General features: G+C 48.9%; 12 protein-coding genes. 4 read left to right on the top strand and 8 right to left on the bottom strand.

Annotated features, from left to right (window positions below; all coding sequences use genetic code 11):
- Positions 1–30 precede the first annotated feature (30 nt).
- Genes gnd through zwf form a run of 3 tightly spaced genes read right to left on the bottom strand, consistent with a single transcriptional unit; the run spans position 31 to position 3710 of the window.
- Positions 31–1479 (bottom strand): decarboxylating NADP(+)-dependent phosphogluconate dehydrogenase, encoded by a 1449-nt coding sequence (gnd, locus tag VP504_RS04460; protein ID WP_325893136.1) that lies wholly within the window; start codon positions 1477–1479, stop codon positions 31–33.
- A gap of 13 nt (positions 1480–1492) precedes the next feature.
- The gene (pgl, locus tag VP504_RS04455) at positions 1493–2212 is read right to left on the bottom strand and encodes a 6-phosphogluconolactonase (protein ID WP_325893135.1); all 720 of its coding nucleotides are present in this window, start codon (positions 2210–2212) and stop codon (positions 1493–1495) included.
- Position 2213: 1 nt separating this feature from the next.
- Positions 2214–3710 carry a glucose-6-phosphate dehydrogenase gene (gene zwf, locus VP504_RS04450; protein ID WP_325893133.1) on the bottom strand — a complete coding sequence of 499 codons (1497 nt, stop codon included), beginning with the start codon at positions 3708–3710 and terminating at the stop codon, positions 2214–2216.
- A 359-nt stretch (positions 3711–4069) separates the two neighbouring features.
- Here zwf and VP504_RS04445 point away from each other — a divergent pair, with 359 nt between their 5' ends.
- Both VP504_RS04445 and VP504_RS04440 read left to right on the top strand, forming a co-directional pair.
- Positions 4070–4714, top strand: a complete 645-nt coding sequence (locus VP504_RS04445; protein ID WP_325893132.1) for a glycine-rich domain-containing protein — start codon at positions 4070–4072, stop codon at positions 4712–4714.
- Positions 4715–4904: 190 nt separating this feature from the next.
- The gene (locus VP504_RS04440; RefSeq protein ID WP_325893131.1) at positions 4905–6065 is read left to right on the top strand and encodes a CHRD domain-containing protein; all 1161 of its coding nucleotides are present in this window, start codon (positions 4905–4907) and stop codon (positions 6063–6065) included.
- A 69-nt stretch (positions 6066–6134) separates the two neighbouring features.
- Here VP504_RS04440 and VP504_RS04435 read toward each other — a convergent pair whose 3' ends face one another.
- The 4 genes from VP504_RS04435 to VP504_RS04420 form a co-directional block, all read right to left on the bottom strand.
- Positions 6135–6653: a hypothetical protein gene (locus tag VP504_RS04435; RefSeq protein WP_325893130.1), complete on the bottom strand. Its 519-nt coding sequence runs from the start codon at positions 6651–6653 to the stop codon at positions 6135–6137.
- Positions 6654–7266: 613 nt separating this feature from the next.
- Entirely contained in the window at positions 7267–13752 is a 6486-nt protein-coding gene (locus VP504_RS04430) for a calcium-binding protein (RefSeq protein ID WP_325893129.1), read from the bottom strand.
- A 1187-nt stretch (positions 13753–14939) separates the two neighbouring features.
- On the bottom strand, positions 14940–16295 hold the full coding sequence (locus tag VP504_RS04425; RefSeq protein ID WP_325893128.1) for an IS5 family transposase: 1356 nt from the start codon (positions 16293–16295) through the stop codon (positions 14940–14942).
- A 452-nt stretch (positions 16296–16747) separates the two neighbouring features.
- Entirely contained in the window at positions 16748–17233 is a 486-nt protein-coding gene (locus VP504_RS04420) for an acyl-CoA thioesterase (protein ID WP_325893127.1), read from the bottom strand.
- Positions 17234–17565: 332 nt separating this feature from the next.
- Here VP504_RS04420 and VP504_RS04415 point away from each other — a divergent pair, with 332 nt between their 5' ends.
- On the top strand, positions 17566–18453 hold the full coding sequence (locus tag VP504_RS04415; RefSeq protein WP_325893125.1) for a DMT family transporter: 888 nt from the start codon (positions 17566–17568) through the stop codon (positions 18451–18453).
- Positions 18450–18908 (top strand): hypothetical protein, encoded by a 459-nt coding sequence (locus VP504_RS04410; protein ID WP_325893124.1) that lies wholly within the window; start codon positions 18450–18452, stop codon positions 18906–18908. Before VP504_RS04415 ends, VP504_RS04410 begins: the two co-directional genes overlap by 4 nt.
- On the opposite strand, the gene VP504_RS04405 is transcribed toward VP504_RS04410, so the two are convergent.
- Positions 18899–19840 (bottom strand): DMT family transporter, encoded by a 942-nt coding sequence (locus VP504_RS04405; protein ID WP_325893123.1) that lies wholly within the window; start codon positions 19838–19840, stop codon positions 18899–18901. The two genes, VP504_RS04410 and VP504_RS04405, sit on opposite strands and share 10 nt — an antisense overlap.
- Positions 19841–19929: the final 89 nt, after the last annotated feature.

The following is a 19929-nucleotide window of genomic DNA, read 5'->3' as shown; positions in this document are numbered from 1 at the left end:
CGGCTCCTTTTTTTGTTACAGCAACAGGGATTAGCTGTTGTAAGTGGTCGATACCGTGTCGCCGCCTTTACCAGTCCAGTTGGTGTGGAAGAATTCACCACGTGGACGGTCAGTACGCTCATAAGTGTGCGCACCGAAGTAGTCGCGCTGTGCTTGCAGCATGTTCGCTGGCAGGCGTGCAGTTGTGTAACCATCAAGGAAGGTCAGTGCTGAAGATAGGCCTGGTGATGGCAGGCCGATTTCGAAAGTCTTCGCCACGACTTTACGCCATGAGCCCATGCAATCTTCCAGGATGTTCTTGAAGTACTCGTCAGAGCCCAGGAATTTCAGCTCTGGGTTTGCTTCGTATGCATCGCGGATGTTACCAAGGAACGCACTGCGGATGATACAGCCACCACGCCACAGCAGGGCAACGTTACCGTAGTTCAGGTCCCAGTTGTATTGCTCAGACGCTTCGCGGATCAGCATGAAGCCTTGCGCGTAAGAGATGATTTTTGCTGCCAGCAGTGCTTTACGCAGTGCTTCCAGCCAAACTTGGCGGTCGCCTTCTACAGGACCAATTTTGTGTTGGAACAGAGTAGCGGCTTCTTCACGCTCTTCTTTACGTGCAGACAGTGCGCGCGCAAAGACAGATTCAGTGATCAGCGTCAGTGGAATACCGAAGTCCAGCGCATTGATGCCTGTCCATTTACCGGTGCCTTTCTGGCCTGCGGTATCAAGGATTTTCTCCAGCACGATGTCGCCGTCTTCGTCGCGGTAGCCCACGATTTCAGCACTGATTTCCATCAGGTAGCTGTCCAGCTCGGTCTTGTTCCATGCAGTCATGGTCGCCTGCATTTCATCGTGGTTCATGCCCAGACCTTCTTTCATGAAGTGGTAAGCTTCACTGATCAGCTGCATGTCGCCGTATTCGATTCCGTTGTGAACCATCTTCACGAAGTGGCCTGCACCTTCACGGCCAACCCAGTCACAGCAAGCTTCGCCGCTGTCGGTTTTTGCAGAAATCGCTTGGAAGATAGGTTTTACTGCTGGCCAACCCGCAGGGTTACCACCTGGCATGATTGAAGGTCCGAAACGCGCACCTTCTTCACCACCTGAAACGCCAGCGCCGATGAATACCAGACCTTTTTCTTCCAGGTCTTTCATGCGGCGTGTGCTGTCAGGGTAGTTAGAGTTACCGCCATCGATGATGATGTCGCCTTCATCCAGCAGCGGAGTCAGGGCGTCGATAAACTGATCAACAACGTCGCCCGCACGTACCATCAGCATCACTTTGCGCGGTTTTTCCAGCTTCTCAACCAAATCTTCCAGCGAGTATGCACCAATGATGTTGGTGCCTTTTGCTGCGCCTTCAAGGAACTCGTCAACTTTCGACGTGGTGCGGTTGTAAGCAACCACCTTGAAGCCGTTGTCGTTCATATTCAGGATAAGGTTCTGGCCCATTACCGCCAGACCAATTACGCCGATATCGCCTTTCATTTCTATAAACTCCTTACGCCAATGCCTTTGCGGCAGCAGCATCTAAAAACCATTCTGTTGTGCCATGTGTGGATTGAATATGTGCTGCCGGATAAGGCAGGTTTGCGTCGGCGTTTTCACCGTGAATCGCTTCAATCATTTCTGCTTTTTCTGCACCCAGCACCAGATAGCTGATACGGTGAGCATTTTTCAGTAGGCAGGCACTTTTTGATACGCGCAACTGACCTGATTGTGGATGCGCTGCAACCACGGTTGTTTCAGGTTTGTCATAATCTGTCTGACCCGGGAAGAGGGAAGCCGTGTGGCCGTCGTCGCCCATGCCAAGTAGGACCCAGTCAAATGCTGGCAGGCCGTTTTTCTCAGGTACGAGGGCTTTGATTTCGTCAGCCAGTCGCTTGGCCTCCTGCTCTGCTTCGTCTTCACCACGAATGCGGTGAATATTCTCAGCAGGGATATCGATTTGGCTAAATAGCAAAGCGTTGGCTTCGCCAAAGTTGCTTTCAGCATCATCCGGTGCCACACAACGCTCGTCACCCCACCAGAAGTGGAGGTTTTGCCATTGAATGCTCTTTGCCCACTCTGGCTGTGCCAGTAGTTTGAACAGTAGTTTCGGTGTGCTGCCACCAGAGAGTGATATATGAACGGGACGTCCTTGTTCACTCAGGTTTTTCATCGATGACGCAAGTTCTAGCACCACGGCGTCTGCATTATCTAAAATGCGGAATTCCTTCATTTCACAGCTCGCAATATTCTGTATTGGTTAGGTTCTTACATGGATAACGCCAATCGCGTCCATCGCGTTTCAGCAGCGTATCCGCTTTTTCTGGGCCCCAGGTGCCTGCGGCATAGCCGAACAGTACATCTGGATCTTCCTTGTAGCGCAGAATGGGTTCAACAAACTCCCAACACGCTTTTACCGCATCAGAGCGCGCGAAAAGCGTCGAGTCACCTTTTACGGCATCCAACAGTAGGCGCTCGTAGGCAGTCAGCAGTTGTGCCTCTTTCAGATCCTGATAGTGGAATTCCATTGAGACTTCTTTGGCTTCAAAACCAGCACCTGGTTTCTTCAGGCCGAAGCTCATCAGAATGCCTTCATCCGGTTGAATGCGGATAATAAGTTTGTTCTCGGGGGCATTGGCGCCAAACACAGGGTGAGGGGTTTTCTTGAAGTGGATAACCACTTCGGTCACACGTGTTGGTAAGCGCTTTCCTGTGCGTACATAAAATGGCACGCCATTCCAGCGCCAGGTGTCGACAAACATCTTCAAGCCGATGTAAGTTTCGGTACGTGAATCTTCTGCCACGCCCGGCTCTTCGCGATAGCCTAACAGCTTTTCGCCACGAACGTTGGAGCCAGTGTACTGACCCAACACCAGATTGTTCTTCAGATCGTCGTCACTCAGCGGACGGAAGCTCTGCATTACCTTGGTGACTTCATCACGAATGGAGTCAGAGCGGATAGCCGCGGGTGGTTCCATCGCAACCATACCCAGCACCTGAAGCAGGTGGTTCTGCAGCATGTCGCGCACCGCGCCTGAACCGTCGTAGTAACCGCCACGACCTTCTACACCGAGGAATTCAGCGCCCGTGATTTCAACGTAATCAATGAAGTTACGGTTCCACAGAGGCTCAAACATCCCGTTTGAAAAGCGGAATACCAACAGGTTCTGAACCGTCTCTTTACCCAGATAATGGTCGATGTGGTACAGCTGTTTTTCGTTGAAATTACGGTGGAGTTTCTTGTCCAACTCTTCTGCAGATGCTGTGTCATAGCCGAACGGCTTCTCAACAATAAGGCGCTTCCATCCGTTGGTTTGTTCATGGAGGTTGTGGTCTGCAAGACACTCGGGGATAACACCATAAAGGCTTGGCGGCGTCGCTAGATAGTAGAGATTGTTGTTGCCGGTGTGGTGCTTATCGCTCAGTTCGTCCAGGCGGGTAACCAGTTTGCTGTATTCGCTGGACTCAGCAGGATTGATAGGAAGGTAGTATAGGTGTTGGCTAAAACGCGCGAGAACGGCTTCATCCACCTTCTCATTTTCTCTTAAAAACGAGGCGAGTTTGTCGCGGAAAGCGTCGTCGGAGTAGTCGGTGCGGCTAACGCCAAGAATCGTAAAGTTCTCTGGCATCATGCCATTTGCATAAAGGTGATAGAGGGCTGGGATCAGCTTGCGCTTAGCAAGATCACCGGAAGCACCAAAAATCACAATATTGTTGTTTTCTTTCGCCATTTGGATTTCCCTGCGATGGGCGATTAATCAGTCTCGAATGGAGAAACGTGCCCAAGGTCGTGAGGCCAATAAAATACCAGCATTTTCCCCAAAATATGATTGTTTCTTCCTATCTTTTTAATAGGCAGTGCCGTTGATGCTTTACTTGTGTACAAATTTGGGTAATTGATTGTGAGTATTGGTTCATATTGAGTGGGTTGGGCGCGCTAAGCAGCGGTTTTTACTTTTGCGTAAGCCTCTCCGTTATCTCGTTCATTATTCCCGGTGATGATTTTGATTTTCACTTAGTTTTGAGAATTCATCCGTTTTATCTACCTTCAGATTCAGTTAGCGTAGTAAAAAAGTGGGTAGGGCGTGATATGCAAATCTGGCTTATAGGGATAGTGGTTTTGGTTGTTGCAGTGTTCATTGTTTCGCGGAACCAAAAACGAAAAGATCAATACGCATTTATCGGCACTTATCGATTTAACAAAATCATCAAAACAAAAGTGGCCCAGCGTTATCCCCACCTGACCGATGAAAACCTTTCATTGGTGCTGGATGGTTTGAAAGAATATTTCTTACTTTGTCATGTCGCTAACAAACGCATTGTCGCGATGCCTTCACAGGTTGTTGATGTGGCTTGGCACGAGTTCATTTTATTCACGCGTGAATACCAATCGTTTTGCGATAAAGCGTTTAATCGCTTTTTGCACCATACGCCGACGGAAGCCATGGTTACGCCTACGCGAGCGTTAGAAGGTATCAAACGGGCATGGCGCTTATCCTGTGTTCACCACAACATCGACCCCGTCAATCCGACAAGGCTTCCTTTGCTGTTTGAAATTGATTCAAAGTTGAACATTGAAGACGGCTTCAAGTACACGCTCGACTGTCAAAAGAGTCATGCAAACGAATACTGCGCCAGCCATATTGGCTGCTCTTCAGGCTGTGCAGGATCTACTGCTGATGGCATTAGTGACGGTGGTGGAGATGGTGGTGGCTGTGGTGGCGGGGGGGATTGATCTTTGGGCTACGCATTCCTCGCTTTACAGCTTTCTGTCTCGATACCGCACTTAGCATTTCACTCCTGAATATTCACTCACGCTTATAGATAATTGTTCAAAGCACTGCATCTGACCAAATTCTATTTTCGTCTTCAGAGAACAGGCATAGAGACAAGCCTGAATACTTGGAATGAAAGAGGACTTTAGGATGAAAAAGCTAGTGGTGTTGATAACGGTGTTTCTATTGTCAGCGTGTGGATTCGAGGCTACTCAAACTTATCGTTTAACCTTGAGTGACAGTCAGGCAGTACCTATCAATGATTCGGAGCTATCAACAAAAGCAATTGTCAGGCTTGATGAGAAGCGTAGAAAACTTCGGGCAAGGCTGTATATCGATGGTACTGAAGGCTTTAAGTTTGCCCATATTCACAGCGGTGGAATAGGGCAGACAGGCGGGGTGAAATACACTTTCGAAGCGCCGAAAAAGCACAAATGGAAACACGGTGAAAAGCGCTATTTAGTGGTTCGTGAGAACGGCTTAAGTCATGCAGAAATGGAAGCGCTGAAGAACGGCGATTGGTACATCAATCTTCACACCGAAGCGGTGCCTTCCGGCGAAGTTCGCGCGCAAATCGTACCAAAGACTACCATGATTATATCCTTTAAAGCGGATGGCAGCCAACAGGTGCCGTCGGTCACGACAGGTGCCAGTGGACAAGGGTATCTGGCTTATAACAGCGTCGAAGAAACGCTGAATCTAAGGGTGAATTCGCAGGGCATTGAAGATGCAGTCGCAGCCCATATCCATACTGGTCGCGTTGGCAGCAATGGTGGCGTGCTGGTGGTGTTGGATCAAAACGCGGAGGATCCCAATGTGTGGACGGCGCCTGAAGACACGTCACTAAGTGCAGAAACGTTTGAAGACATGCTTTCAGGCGCCTTTTACACCAACTTCCACACGCCAGCGAACCCGCCTGGTGAAATCCGTGGGCAGATTTTCTCGTCTGACTATTCCATCTACACCTTCCCGCTGTCAGGCGATCAGGAAGTTCCGCCAGTTACGACAGACGCGAGCGGTGATGGTTATGCCTTGCTGAATGATGTAAACGGTCACCTGGATTTAAGATTGGTTACCCAAGGTGTTGAAGATGCAGTAGCGGCACATATCCACCAAGGCATAGCAGGCACCAATGGTGGCGTCGTGGTTGGTTTGGAGCAAAGCGTGGATGACGTTAACGTATGGCAAACGCCAGAAGGAACCGCTTTAACTGACGAACAAAAATTGGCGTTTCAGTCGGGCGGGCATTATGTGAATGTGCATACACCTGCGGTTGGAAGTGGCGAGATAAGAGGGCAGATTGAACCTTAGCTTGTCACGGTGTTACCAAAGGTCAACAGGCCCTAGATAAAGCGGCGCAGAAGCACCGCTTTATCTACTCTACATTTTGGCTTTTTCGCTGAGCCTTCTTCCTAACTCTACGGCATAAACAGGGCTTCTTGCTTTTAGAATAGGATCTTCTGAAGGAGAAATACCCTTGGCTAAAACCAGTGGGTCAAAGTTAATCTTATCGCACTGGCCATCGGCTTCTGAGCTAATGCTATCGATAACCAGTTTTGCAGCCGTGATGGTTCGGTGTTCACCTGTCCATGGGATTGCAGCGTTATCAATATCATCATCACTGTTGGCAAGAATAGCTTTCATGTCCCAAGAAACGGGATTGTCTTTCAGGCTGGAAGCCAGGTTTTCAAAGAAAAAGTCCTTGCCGGATTCTACAGTAATGCCGTGCTGCCGGGAGGGAGTAAACTGCCAGCGAAAAGGGGTTTTATTGCCGTATTCACTTACAAAGTCTAGGAAATTGGCAGTACTATAAAACTCAGCCCTATCGGACTTGATTACTTTGCCTCTGTCTATGTAAGCTCCAAGCTCAACCAACGGCAGCTGCTTTTCATTGATCATTTCGCCGACTTTTCGGTCTGTTTCTCTCACTTTATTGAACGAATGAGATAGCCCCCATAATTTGGGGCCTTTACCTATAATGTTGGACCTTCAACCTTTATTGCTATAAATGTATTATTTTTTGTTCTTCCAGAGATCCATACATTACCATTATTGTCTTGGTAAGCACCAACCAATCTACTTATCTTATTTGGAACCCAATACTCTTTAAATTTAGAATGTTGTTCGTTGGCTATAGTTACATAGCTACTACACACCGCCACCGCAACTAACAATCAGTACAACAGAGAATAGAGCTAAAACTAAATTTTTCATGACCGCCAACTTCCATGATTCTGGTGAGACTTTCTTGCTAACCAATGAGCTTATATTTGAATTTCCTTTTCTAAATTGATGCTACTAAATGCCTATCAGCTTGACTGGCTTAGTTTTGATACGCGGTGTAAGGTTTTTTGAGGTCTAAGTTGAAAAAACAGCGCCAATCGGCGCTGTTTTCAGAACGATGATGTGAAACATCAAGACAGATAGAAGAAATCAAAATCATCAGCGCTGATGTCTTAACAAAAACGGGCAGTTTTCACTGCCCGTTTGGGTTGCTGTTGCAGTTACCTCATTAGACGAAATGGAACATGTCTGAACTCATATTAGAGGTTGAGTAATTCTCTAGCGTAATATAGGCGGAACCATTGTTAACCGAGATAACAGTATTGTTACCGTCTGCCCAGTAGGAAAGTTGGTTATAGTTCGTTGCCAGAGAATCATCAATCTGGATCTTGTCTTGCCATTTGTTGAAGTCAGCGACGACATCGGAGCCAGCCCAACGCTCAAAATAGAAGATATCTTTGTTGTTACCGCCATAAAGCCTGTCGTTTCCGTAACCGCCATTGAGGAAGTCCTGGCCGTTATCACCGCACAGTGTATCGGCACCACTGTCACCCCAAAGATAATCGTTGTCAGCCCCACCGCTGAGGAAATCATTTCCATCTCCACCATATAAACGGTCTTTTTCATTTTCACCGTAGAGGTGGTCGTTACCGGCACCACCTAAGAGCCTGTCATCATGTCCACCACCTTTTAAGGTGTCGTGTCCATCACCACCATCCATGTAATCATTACCTGTTCCGCCGATGATGGTGTCATTTCCGTGCTCACCATAAAGTGCATCGCCGTCATTACCACCGTCGATGTAATCATTGCCGTAGCCCCCGTACAGAAGATCGTTTTGCCCCTCACCGTAAAGGACGTCATCGTTATTGCCGCCATAAAGGCAATCGTTGCCCCCATCGCCATAGAGGGTGTCTTTACCATCCTCGCCCCATAAGTGGTCATTACCTGAGTTGCCGTGGAGAAGATCATTATCTGCGCCGCCCCATATTCTGTCGGCACCGTCACCACCGTGAAGTTGGTCTTTTTCGTTACCACCAAGTATGGTGTCATCGCCCGCGCCACCATGGATAACGTCGTCGTGACCATCACCTGTCAGGTAGTCATTACCATCACCACCTTCAATGTAATCATTACCGGTGCCTCCAAGGACAGTGTCATTGCCTGCTTCACCGTATAACCAGTCCCCATCATTTCCGCCTTCGATGTGATCGTTGCCGTTTCCACCCCAAATGCGGTCATTCTGTCCTAAGCCGTATAGTCGGTCATCATTATCTCCACCGGAGATCCAGTCGTTACCGCCATTGCCTTCGATATAGTCATTGCCCCATTCACCATGAAGGACATCGTCGCCACTATTGCCGTACAAGGCGTCATTACCGTGGCCGCCAACCAGGGTGTCATTCCCGTCTTCACCATATAGCGCGTCGTTGTCATTGCCGCCGTGAAGGTAGTCGTTACCCGTACCGCCGTAAAGTCGGTCATGGCCATTGTCACCAAAGAGGGAGTCGTTATCCTGCTCGCCGTAGAGGTGGTCATTACCGTCACCGCCGCGGAGGGTATCATTGCCGGTCCAGCCATAGAGTTTGTCGTCACCGGCCAGGCCGTGCATGTCATCGTGACCCCACTGGCCATGCAGCGTGTCGTTGCCGTTACCGCCGTTGAGGTGGTCGTTACCGTGACCGCCGACTAGGGTGTCGTCGCCATCTTCACCCCACAGGCCATCGTTACCATTGCCGCCTTCGAGACGGTCATTGCCCCACTGGCCGTAGAGTTTGTCGTCATGCTCGCCGCCATCGAGGTGGTCATTTCCGTGGCCGCCAATCAGGACATCGTTATGGTTACCGCCGTACAGGGCATCGTTGCCGTTATCGCCTTCAAGGCGGTCATTACCGTCCTGACCATGGAGAATATCGTCACCTTCACCTCCGATTAAGCGGTCATCCCCCCATTCGCCGTAGAGCTTATCGTTGTCATTGCCGCCGTCGAGGGTGTCATTGCCGTGGCCGCCAACCAGCAGGTCATGACCGTTTTCGCCGACAAGATGGTCGTTTCCGTCATTGCCGTAGACTCGGTCATTGTGGTTTCCGCCGTTGACGTAGTCGTCGCCCCATCCACCTGACAGACCATCATCACCGTCCTGGCCATAGATCACGTCATTGTGGTTACCACCGTCTACACCGTCATTGCCTGCGCCGGCATAGATTGTGTCATTGCCATCTTCGCCGTAAATGGTGTCGTTATGGTTACCGCCATCTATGGTGTCATTGCCGGTGCCACCCCAGATGCGGTCGTGGCCGTCTTCGCCATAAATGGTGTCATTCCCGTTGTCACCACCAATGGTATCGTTACCGGTGCCACCCTTGATGAGATCGTCACCGTCCTGACCCAGGATATAGTCGTGGCCATCCTGGCCATAAAGTTCATCGTTACCGGCGCCGCCGTACAGGGCGTCATCCCCCCATTCGCCGTAGAGCTTATCGTTATCGTTGCCGCCTTCGAGGGTGTCATTGCCATGGCCGCCAACCAGCAGGTCATGACCGTTTTCGCCGACAAGATGGTCGTTTCCGTCATTGCCGTAGACGCGGTCGTTGTGGTTTCCGCCGTTGACGTAGTCGTCGCCCCATCCACCGGACAGACCATCATCACCGTCCTGGCCATAGATCACGTCATTGTGGTTACCACCGTCAACACCGTCATTGCCTGTGCCGGCATAGATAGTGTCATTGCCATCTTCGCCGTAAATGGTGTCGTTATGGTTACCGCCATCTATGGTGTCATTGCCGGTGCCACCCCAGATGCGGTCGTGGCCGTCTTCGCCATAAATGGTGTCATTCCCGTTGTCACCACCAATGGTATCGTTACCGGTGCCACCCTTGATGAGATCGTCACCGTCCTGACCCAGGATATAGTCGTGGCCATCCTGGCCATAAAGCTCATCGTTACCGGCACCGCCGTACAGGGCGTCATCCCCCCATTCGCCGTAGAGCTTATCGTTATCGTTGCCGCCTTCGAGCTTGTCGTTGCCATGGCCGCCAACCAGCAGGTCATGACCGTTTTCGCCGACAAGATGGTCGTTTCCGTCATTGCCGTAGACGCGGTCGTTGTGGTTTCCGCCGTTGACGTAGTCGTCGCCCGAACCACCGGATAGGCCATCATGACCGTCCTGACCATGGATAATATCGTTGTGGTTACCACCGTCTACACCGTCATTGCCTGCGCCGGCATAGATAGTGTCATTGCCATCCTGGCCATAAATAGTGTCGTTGCCTGCATCGCCCTTGACAACGTCGTTACCGTTGCCCGCTTCGACGTAGTCGTTGCCATCTCCTGCTTCAATTAGATCGTCACCATCCTGGCCATAAAGGACGTCATCACCCGCGCCGCCATAGGCTTTGTCATTTCCGGCGCCGGAAACGATGTAGTCGTTTCCTTTATTGCCATAGAGTTCGTCGTCGCCATTCTCGCCAAACAGAGCGTCGCCTATGCTGTCATCACCAGCGTAGAGTTTGTCGTTACCTTCTCCGCCCCATAAGTGATCCCAACCTGTACCGGCATAAACGCGGTCGTCACCATTGCCGCCTAATACATGGTCGTTGCCTGCGCCACCATCAACAACATCGTCACCATCGCCGCCATCAACCCTATCTTTGTCATTGCCACCGTTGGCATAGTCATTCCCTGCACCTGCATCGATGTTATCAATGCCACCCTGGCCATAAATGGTGTCATTGCCTGTATCACCTTTGACAACGTCGTTACCGTTGCCGGCTTCGACGTAGTCGTTGCCATCTCCTGCTTCAATTAGATCGTCACCATCCTGGCCATAAAGGACGTCATCACCCGCGCCGCCATAGGCTTTGTCATTTCCGGCGCCGGAAACGATGTAGTCGTTTCCTTTATTGCCATAGAGTTCGTCGTCGCCATTCTCGCCAAACAGGGCGTCGCCTATGCTGTCATCACCAGCGTAGAGTTTGTCGTTACCTTCTCCGCCCCATAAGTGATCCCAACCTGTACCGGCATAAACTCGGTCGTCACCATTGCCGCCTAATACATGGTCGTTGCCTGCGCCACCATCAACAACATCGTCACCATCGCCGCCATCAACCCTATCTTTGTCATTGCCACCGTTGGCATAGTCATTCCCTGCACCTGCATCGATGTTATCGATGCCACCCTGGCCATGAATGGTGTCATTGCCTGTATCACCTTTGACAACATCATTACCGTTGCCCGCTTCGACGTAGTCGTTGCCTTCTCCTGCTTCGATAAGGTCGTCACCATCCTGGCCGTAAAGGACGTCATCACCCGCGCCGCCATAGGCTTTGTCATTTCCGGCGCCGGAAACGATGTAGTCGTTTCCTTTATTGCCATAGAGTTCGTCGTCGCCATTCTCGCCAAACAGGGCGTCGCCTATGCTGTCATCACCAGCGTAGAGTTTGTCGTTACCTTCTCCGCCCCATAAGTGATCCCAACCTGTACCGGCATAAACGCGGTCGTCACCATTGCCGCCTAATACATGGTCGTTGCCTGCGCCACCATCAACAACATCGTCACCATCGCCGCCATCAACCCTATCTTTGTCATTGCCACCGTTGGCATAGTCATTCCCTGCACCTGCATCGATGTTATCGATGCCACCCTGGCCATGAATGGTGTCATTGCCTGTATCGCCCTTGACAGCGTCGTTACCGTTGCCCGCTTCGACGTAGTCGTTGCCTTCTCCTGCTTCGATAAGGTCGTCACCATCCTGGCCATAAAGAACGTCATCACCCGCGCCGCCATAGGCTTTGTCATTTCCGGCGCCCGAAACGATGTAGTCGTTTCCTTTATTACCATAGAGCTCGTCGTCGCCATTCTCGCCAAACAGGGCGTCGCCTATGCTGTCATCACCAGCGTAGAGTTTGTCGTTACCTTCTCCGCCCCATAAGTGATCCCAACCTGTACCGGCATAAACTCGGTCGTCACCATTGCCGCCTAATACATGGTCGTTGCCTGCGCCACCATCAACAACATCGTCACCATCGCCGCCATCAACCCTATCTTTGTCATTGCCACCGTTGGCATAGTCATTCCCTGCACCTGCATCGATGTTATCGATGCCACCCTGGCCATAAATCTCGTCATTATTGTCACCGCCGTCAACGGTATCGTTGCCTGCGCCTGCCTCTATATAGTCGTTACCACCATCGCCAAATATTTTGTCATTTCCGTCTTGGCCATAGAGTCTGTCGTTATCATCGCCACCATGGAGTTCATCGTTACCCGCTCCACCAGTCAGAATATCGTTACCTGTCCCACCAGTGAGTGTGTCGTTACCATCTTGACCATGGAGTACGTCATTTTCGCTACCGCCATCTAAATGGTCATCTCCTTCGCCACCTTCTAAGTGGTCTGCGCCAGAATCTCCATGAAGGTAATCGCTACCTACTCCACCATAAATGCTGTCGTTACCGTTGCCGCCGTGAAGTGTATCGTCACCATCTTCGCCTTTTAAGATGTCGTTGCCATCCTGACCATGAAGAACATCATTACCTGATTCCCCATTGAGTGTGTCATTGCCTATGCCCCCAAACAGGGAGTCATTGCCTTCGCCGCCGGAGAGGACATCGTTGCCATCCTCACCATAGATTTTGTCATCACCGGCATCACCGCCAATGACATCGTCGCCCTCACCACCATTTATCTTGTCATCACCTTCACCACCCGAGAGGGTATCTTTGCCTTCGTCACCAAAAATGACATCGTTACCTTCATCACCATAAATGGTATCAGCGCCTAGACCACCTTTAATCGTGTCGTCGCCGACACCGCCGGATAGTGTATCGTTGCCTTCTTCGCCAGACAGCTCGTCGTCGTCAGCACCCCCCTCTAAGGTGTCATCACCAGCCCCTCCTTCGAGAAGGTCAAAACCTGAGCCACCAGTTAGGCGGTCATTGCCGTTTCCACCGTAGATTTTGTCGTCGCCACTTTCACCATGAAGCTGGTCATCGCCGTTTTCGCCGTATACAGTGTCGTTTCCGTTACCCGCGGTAATGGTGTCGTTGTATGTAATCGCGCTATCAAGGCTCTGAAAACGAAAGGAGCGCGAGGCTACAGAACTGATTGGAGACTCGCTACCTGTGTCGCCATATAAAATATCATCACCGTCACCACCATCAATCTCATCATCACCAGAGCCGCCATAGACAATGTCTTCACCTTTACCAGCTTCAATCTCATCGTCACCGGCGTTGCCTGACAGGGTGTCATTCCCATCTTCTCCCTGAAGGTGGTCTAAGCCTTCACCTCCGTAAATATAATCATCGCCTGCACCGCCTTTAAGCGTATCATTTCCATCCTGCCCGTAGAGGTTGTCGGAATCATCACCACCATAGAGCTTATCGTCTCCGGACGCCCCATCTAGAACATCCCGTCCGGTACCGCCAAAAATCGAATCATCACCTGTTCCGCCAGCGATAATGTCATTACCTTCGTCCCCATGTAGCTCGTCATCACCATCATTTCCGAATAGCCGGTCATTGCCGATGCCACCATACACAGTGTCATTTCCGTCGCCACCCGAGACCCTGTCACGACCATCATTACCATAAAGAACGTCATCACCACCGTTTCCATTAATAGTGTCATCACCACCGTTTCCATAGATAGTATCTACTTCAATGGTCCCGTTAAGTGTGTCGTTATTTTCAGTTCCATTAATCGTGTTGGGCATTATTTTTGACCTCATATTGGTTCGCGGCCGAAATAGGCAAATTTAACTTTTAAGTTGTGGGATATTTCGAATGTAACAGTGGTGATAGGGAATATTCAAACCTCTATCGTCTCGAATGTGAGACATGAGTTGTTAAATAATAGGTGTCTGGCGAAATCTAAAGACTGTATGTTTCCATGGTTTCTTTTTGCAATTTACTGAAAACTTTGCAGGCTTAACTAAACGTAATCTCAATAATAACCTCATGAATTTAAACGGTGTTCATTCATTGGCTAAGTTTTTTTACTGAGTGCTACTTTGGATTTTCAAAGATTGATGGTTTCAACTTGGGCTATTTAAACATGCTTTTCTTGTATTGATTTCTTTACCTATTGCCGAGTTTTAAGATATTAGGTTGCTTAATTCTAAAGTACTAGCTTAGTGCTAGGTGGGTGATGTCTACGTAATAGTGGTCGACTGTTAAGTTAATGATTAATAGCAAATAAAAATGATTTTCTCAATTGGCCTATCATAATTTATCGATCCGAGAGAGACTTGACAGGTAATGACCTACTCAAGTGTTAATTAAGGCTGATATTCATGTTTATTGATGCTCTAGTTCTTGTAATATGAAAGTCAGTATCAAAAAAATCGCTGAATAATCTCTCTGACAGTTCCCTACCTCAGAGTGATATTTAAGTTTCTCCTAGTACTTGAGAATCGTCTATTGATATTTGTGGCTAACGATTAACTTCTATGGAACGGCGTGCTTATATTCTTGATGGCTGTGGAGGCTTCGGATTTTTACTATATCAGATATGAATGTCTTGGCATGAAATTTAGCCTGCTAATCGAAATAATAGTATCGAATAAAAACTATATTGTGTGAGGTTTTCTGTAATGAGTGTGGAAGAAGATCGAGTAATAAAGTTGTTATTTTTATTGGAGGTATAAGTCAGAACACTGTGTGCATGGCTCTTTTAAAGTGGTTTAAAAAGCTAAAAACGACCACTGAATTTTTTAGTTTGAAGAAATAAAGTTCACACCGTATGAGGCTGTCGAACGAACTATTTTACGTGGGATTTAACTGAGTTCGTTACACTATAGCTAGTCGGCCCTGAAAAAGCCGTTTTTGCCATTAAGAAATCAAGCAAAAAATAAGGAAGCTGAAATACCAGCTTCCCTATTTTTTAGACAACTGCGCCTGCTTAGTAGCAATAGCCCCTTTGTTCATTGTCCTGAACTGGCATCTGCCCTTGATGGCTCATCATCTGGGCCAAAACCCAGACAAAAAGAAGCCGTAGCTTCTTCAAAATCATTCTCAGGTTCTGTCCAGCACCACAAAGCACGGCGTTGATGGCATCGCCCATTTCACCCAGCAGAGAGTTCCTCCCTAACAGACCGTCTGTCTTCATGTGCCCGATGATAGGCTCTATCGCATTTCGTCGTTTGAGTGTTTGTTTCTCATGCACCGTCAACCCTCGCTTTTGACCCGCTATGTGAATGGTAAAACAGTCATTTCCCTGCGTCAGATAGCCCCGGCAACCTCGGTCTACCAACGCCTTTTCTGCCCAACAACCGCATTGGCGAGACGCTTCTCCCAGACTGCGAAACAAGGTATGACCGTCATAAGGGCGACCGGGGAAGACTTGGCTGCATAACACAAATTGCTCCTTTAACGTGGTGACGATGCCCACTTTCACACCAAACTCATATTTCTTATGCGCTTTGCCTTTGGCGATACACTCCACTTCCGGTGCGTGAAGGCTGTACAACTTGTTTTTGCCTGTTTTACCTTGTGTGAGAAGGCGCTCTGCCTGGCACAATTTCTCTTCAAAAACAGGGCGTAGATGGGGATGGTTAACCAGTCGGCGTTGGATATCCCGCGCTACCCGCCCCAGATAGGTCTTAAGCCGTTTGACCTCCCGACGCATTCGTTTGAACTGTCGGGCATGGCCGTAGCGCCAGACTTTTAGCAGGGCACGCTTACCCAATCGGGCATAGCTTTGGCGAAGACCCATCCCTTGCTTGTGGGTGAGTGTGACCAGATGTTCACGACACCGGTTTAACAGCTTGGCATCGGTGGGAAACGCGACCGCCTTTTCCATCACTGTGGTATCAACCACCACCTGTTTAAAACTCGCAGGTTTGACGGTTTTGGTCTTCACACCCGCTTCAACCGTCAGTTGAAGCAACTTCTTTGCCCCGTCTTCACCGATGCGTTGGCGGAAGCGGGTCATCGACGAGGGGTTTATCGGGAGTTTGTGCTCAAAATACACATTGCCGCAAAAGTACTGATAGTAGGGGTTTTCTACCCATCGGGCACAGACTTCTTCATCGGACAGGGCGTAGACATGTTTGAGGTAATGGAGCCCACACATAAGGCGTATGTTGTTACCCGGTCTCCCTGTTTCCCCGTGATACAAAGGCTCGAAGGCATCATTGAGGGCTTGCCAGTCAATCACCTGAGCCAGTTTCACCAGCTCGTGCCGCAGATTAATCATGTTGACCAGCTCAAGGCGAAAGAGGTTGTGCTCTGTCCGTTCAGGCGTTTTCGGTTTCATTTTCATCACCCAAATTGCAAGGTTTTGGAAGGGGAGGCTTAAAAAGCTTGCAATATGAGGGTAGGAAGATCGATGAGATCATCAAATAGATCAGTGTCTTATTTGTAATTCAGGGCCGACTAGCTACTATCGTGAGTTTATACCCAAACTACCTGAAGATGCTCTCATTCAGAGGTCATCAGTGCGTTCAATTCGAGGCAAATTTCGCGAGTATTAGTTATTCTGTTTCCGTGGAATTTAACGATGAAGTGGGCGCATTGAGGCCCTCCCTTTGGACGAGTTGACTGGCGTCATCCTTGTTGTTCCTTTTTGACCTGCAAAGGAACGCCGCGATCACAACGTCAGTCAAACTCTCTGAATCCTACATCTTTAGCTCTTTTAGATATAAACTCCTACTGCATCCAAACATAGCAAAGAAATTTGGAGATACTGAGTAGAGAGCCTATTGTTTCCTACTTAAGAAGTTTTACATGCGCTTCCATCTCTTCGCCGATTTGCTTACGCATGTTCATCAGACGAATGGCAGATTGTTCAAGCTCTTTGTCTTCGTCAGTTTCCGGCACCCATTTCGGAATAGGTGTTGGCTTACCGTTTTCGTCCACGGCCACCATGATGACGATACAGTGGGTAGTCAGACGATTTTTCATCTCTTTCGGGTCACTGGCCTGCACATCAATTGCAATATGCATGGAAGATGTGCCCGTGTAGATGACTTTGGCACTGACTTCGACAAGGTTACCAACGTGAATTGGTTGCACGAAGCGAATACCGCCTGCGTATGCAGTAATGCAATATTTGCCACTCCATGCCGCTGCATTTGCGTAGGCTGCAAGGTCAATCCATTTCATCACGGCACCACCGTGTACCTTACCGCCAAAATTGACATCTCCGGGTTCTGCTAGAAAACGTAATGTGATGTCCCTTTGTCCTGCACTCATTTTTCATCCTTACTGCATGAGATATCCTAGGTATATTCTATTTATAACAAACACAGTAAATACTGTAGAGCTTTATCGAAGCTTCTTGTTAACAGGGCTTGTTGATTTTGGTAAAAGGCGTAAATCTGAATCCTTCGGGCAGCGTTTGAGGCGACTTTATCCTGCGCTATCTGAAAGCTATCCTTTGTGCTCGCTCTGACCACATGGAAATGAATTTTACTAAAGTGCTGAGGGATAGCTTTTTTTGTTGTTTCTCGCATTTTTCATGTTCATGAACATTACTGAATGGGATAATGCCCGCCTCTTTGTTCCTTTTCTTTTTTTGGTGCGAAATGTTGGCTGAAAGACGCGCTTCTTTGATTTTGCTTGCTGCTACGGTATTGGCAGCCTGGGGCTGGATTTTCTCTAAAGAGGCGATTCAAGGGTTGCCACCCTTTGGTTTTGTTGGTCTTCGTTTTATTGCTGCGTCTTTGTTTCTCATGCCTTTTTGCGTGAAATCTTTTAGACGAGTGGAAAAAGCTGATCTTCTCCGCGCTGGCGGAGTGGGAAGCATTCTTTCATGTGCACTGCTTTCCTGGATCTATGCCATGTCTGTCAGTACCTCGATAGGGGAGGGGGCATTCATCATGAGCCTGTCGATGCTGTTTGTACCACCTATCGCCTGGCTACTATTCAAACAGGTACCACCGCGTATTTTTTGGTTTTCGATGCCAATCGCAGTATGCGGTTTGGCACTGCTGTCTCTGGGTGGTGTGGGTTGGCAGTTATCTGCAAGCCAAATCTGGTTCTTACTGGCGGCAGTGTGTCTCGCGATTCACTTCAACGCCAACAGCCGTTATGCCCAACGTATTCCAGCATTAGTGCTGACCTGCGTGCAGCTATTTGTTACCGGCGTGATAGCAACGATTGCCTCGCTCTCAACGGAGACTTGGCCGGAGCATGTTCCGGCGAATATCTGGATTTGGTTTGCGTTGAGTGTGGTTGTGGCCACCAGTCTTCGTTATTTGATGCAAACGCTGGGGCAAAAAGGTGCAAGCGCTGCCAATGCCGCAATCATTATGATATTGGAGCCAGTATGGACAGTGATCCTTAGTGTTGTTTGGTATTATGAAGCTATGCCGGGTCATAAGATTGCCGGTTGTTCGCTGATCCTTGCGTCTTTGCTGATTTATCGTGGTGCACAACCGCTTCGTAACCGAATCCGTAGGAGAATGAAATGATTGCACAATTGAAATCCGCCTATCTTGGCGAACTCTATGGCATTGCGTTTTTCCAGCACTTCATAGAGCAACGTCGGGATGGCGATAAACAACATGTCTGGCAACTATTGTTGGATGTCGAGTTGCTAACAGCAAAGCGCCTGCGAGAAGGGTTCGGACAATTGGGTGAGTTAATGCCGGAAACCGATGAGGATAAGACTGCTAAAGGCGTGGCAGATGCAGGGAAATGGGTTGATCTGCCTTGGCAATCTTTAATTGATACGATGGTGGATTGGGTTGCGCCTTACCAAAAGCGTTATCAAGAGGCCACAAATCGTGCAACCGAACACTTCGAATTGTTCGAATTGGTCAGTGACCATGAAAACGCGATCTATGATTTTTTGTTAGCGGAGCAAAAAGGCGAGAGCAACAGCGTATACATCCTCTCCGATTTTCTGAGAAAGTATCAAGCTTGACGGACGACGACACTCGAGTGTCGAGTTTTTTGGGTCGCTTGCAATAGCAAACATATCAAGATGAGCATCATCCCAATCCAGCCAATAGTTGTAATCACCTCACCGACAATCACAACAGCAAAACAGGCTGCAACAACGGGTTCAAAGAGCGTCAACAAGGTTGCTTTACTGGCATCAACGTGGCGAAGGCCAAACCCAAAGACAAGGTAGCCAAAAAACATGGGAATAAGCGTCATATAGAGCGAGACGCCGGCGTTCCACCAGGTAGAAAATAAATTGCTTCCGGTGAAGAACAAGGTTGGAAGAAGTACACAGGCACCCAAGCCAAAGATGGCAGCCATGGCAGATTCAGATTTCACACCACTATTAATCAGTTTTTTTGCTACCCAGGTATAGATAGCGTAAGAGAGCCCTGCTACCAGTCCGAGTAAAACCCCAAGCAACTTCTGGCTGTTTTCATCAGTTAATGCCACGTGACCTGATTCAGCAAGGGTCAACATGGCTATTCCGACTGTTCCCAGCAGAAAGCTCAATATCCAGCGAAAACTCACACTATTTTCTTTGCCCAAAAGACGGTTGATAAAAACAGTCAAAAGAGGGGCGCTGGAAATAGACACCACCGTCCCAACGGCAATACCAGCCATGCGTATTGAAGAGTAAAAGGCGAGAGGATAAACCGTAAGTGCGACAACACTGACGATCAATGCAGAGCGAGACTGGAGAATCAGTGACCAGTCTGCCTTAAGCGGTTTTCTCGCCATCAATGCCAGTAACAAACCGCATATTCCCATAGAAAAGGCGCCAATGCCTAAAGGGCTAATATCTGGTACGAAAGTCACTGCTGTTCCAGTTGTTCCCCAGAGGATAGAGGAAAATAGAATGGCTAGGCTACCTTGAAGTGAGCGGTCCATGTTCAGTGCAGTACCTTTCATTATTCAATCATCCAGCCCTATCTGTTCGAATGAGAACAAGGATAGTGCTAGCTTGGCTATAAAACTTTGCTGAAAGGACGCTTTTTGTT

The sequence above is a fragment of the Grimontia sp. NTOU-MAR1 genome, assembly GCF_035758505.1.
Taxonomy (GTDB): domain Bacteria; phylum Pseudomonadota; class Gammaproteobacteria; order Enterobacterales; family Vibrionaceae; genus Enterovibrio; species Enterovibrio marinus.
This window is presented reverse-complemented; position numbering and strand designations above follow the sequence as displayed.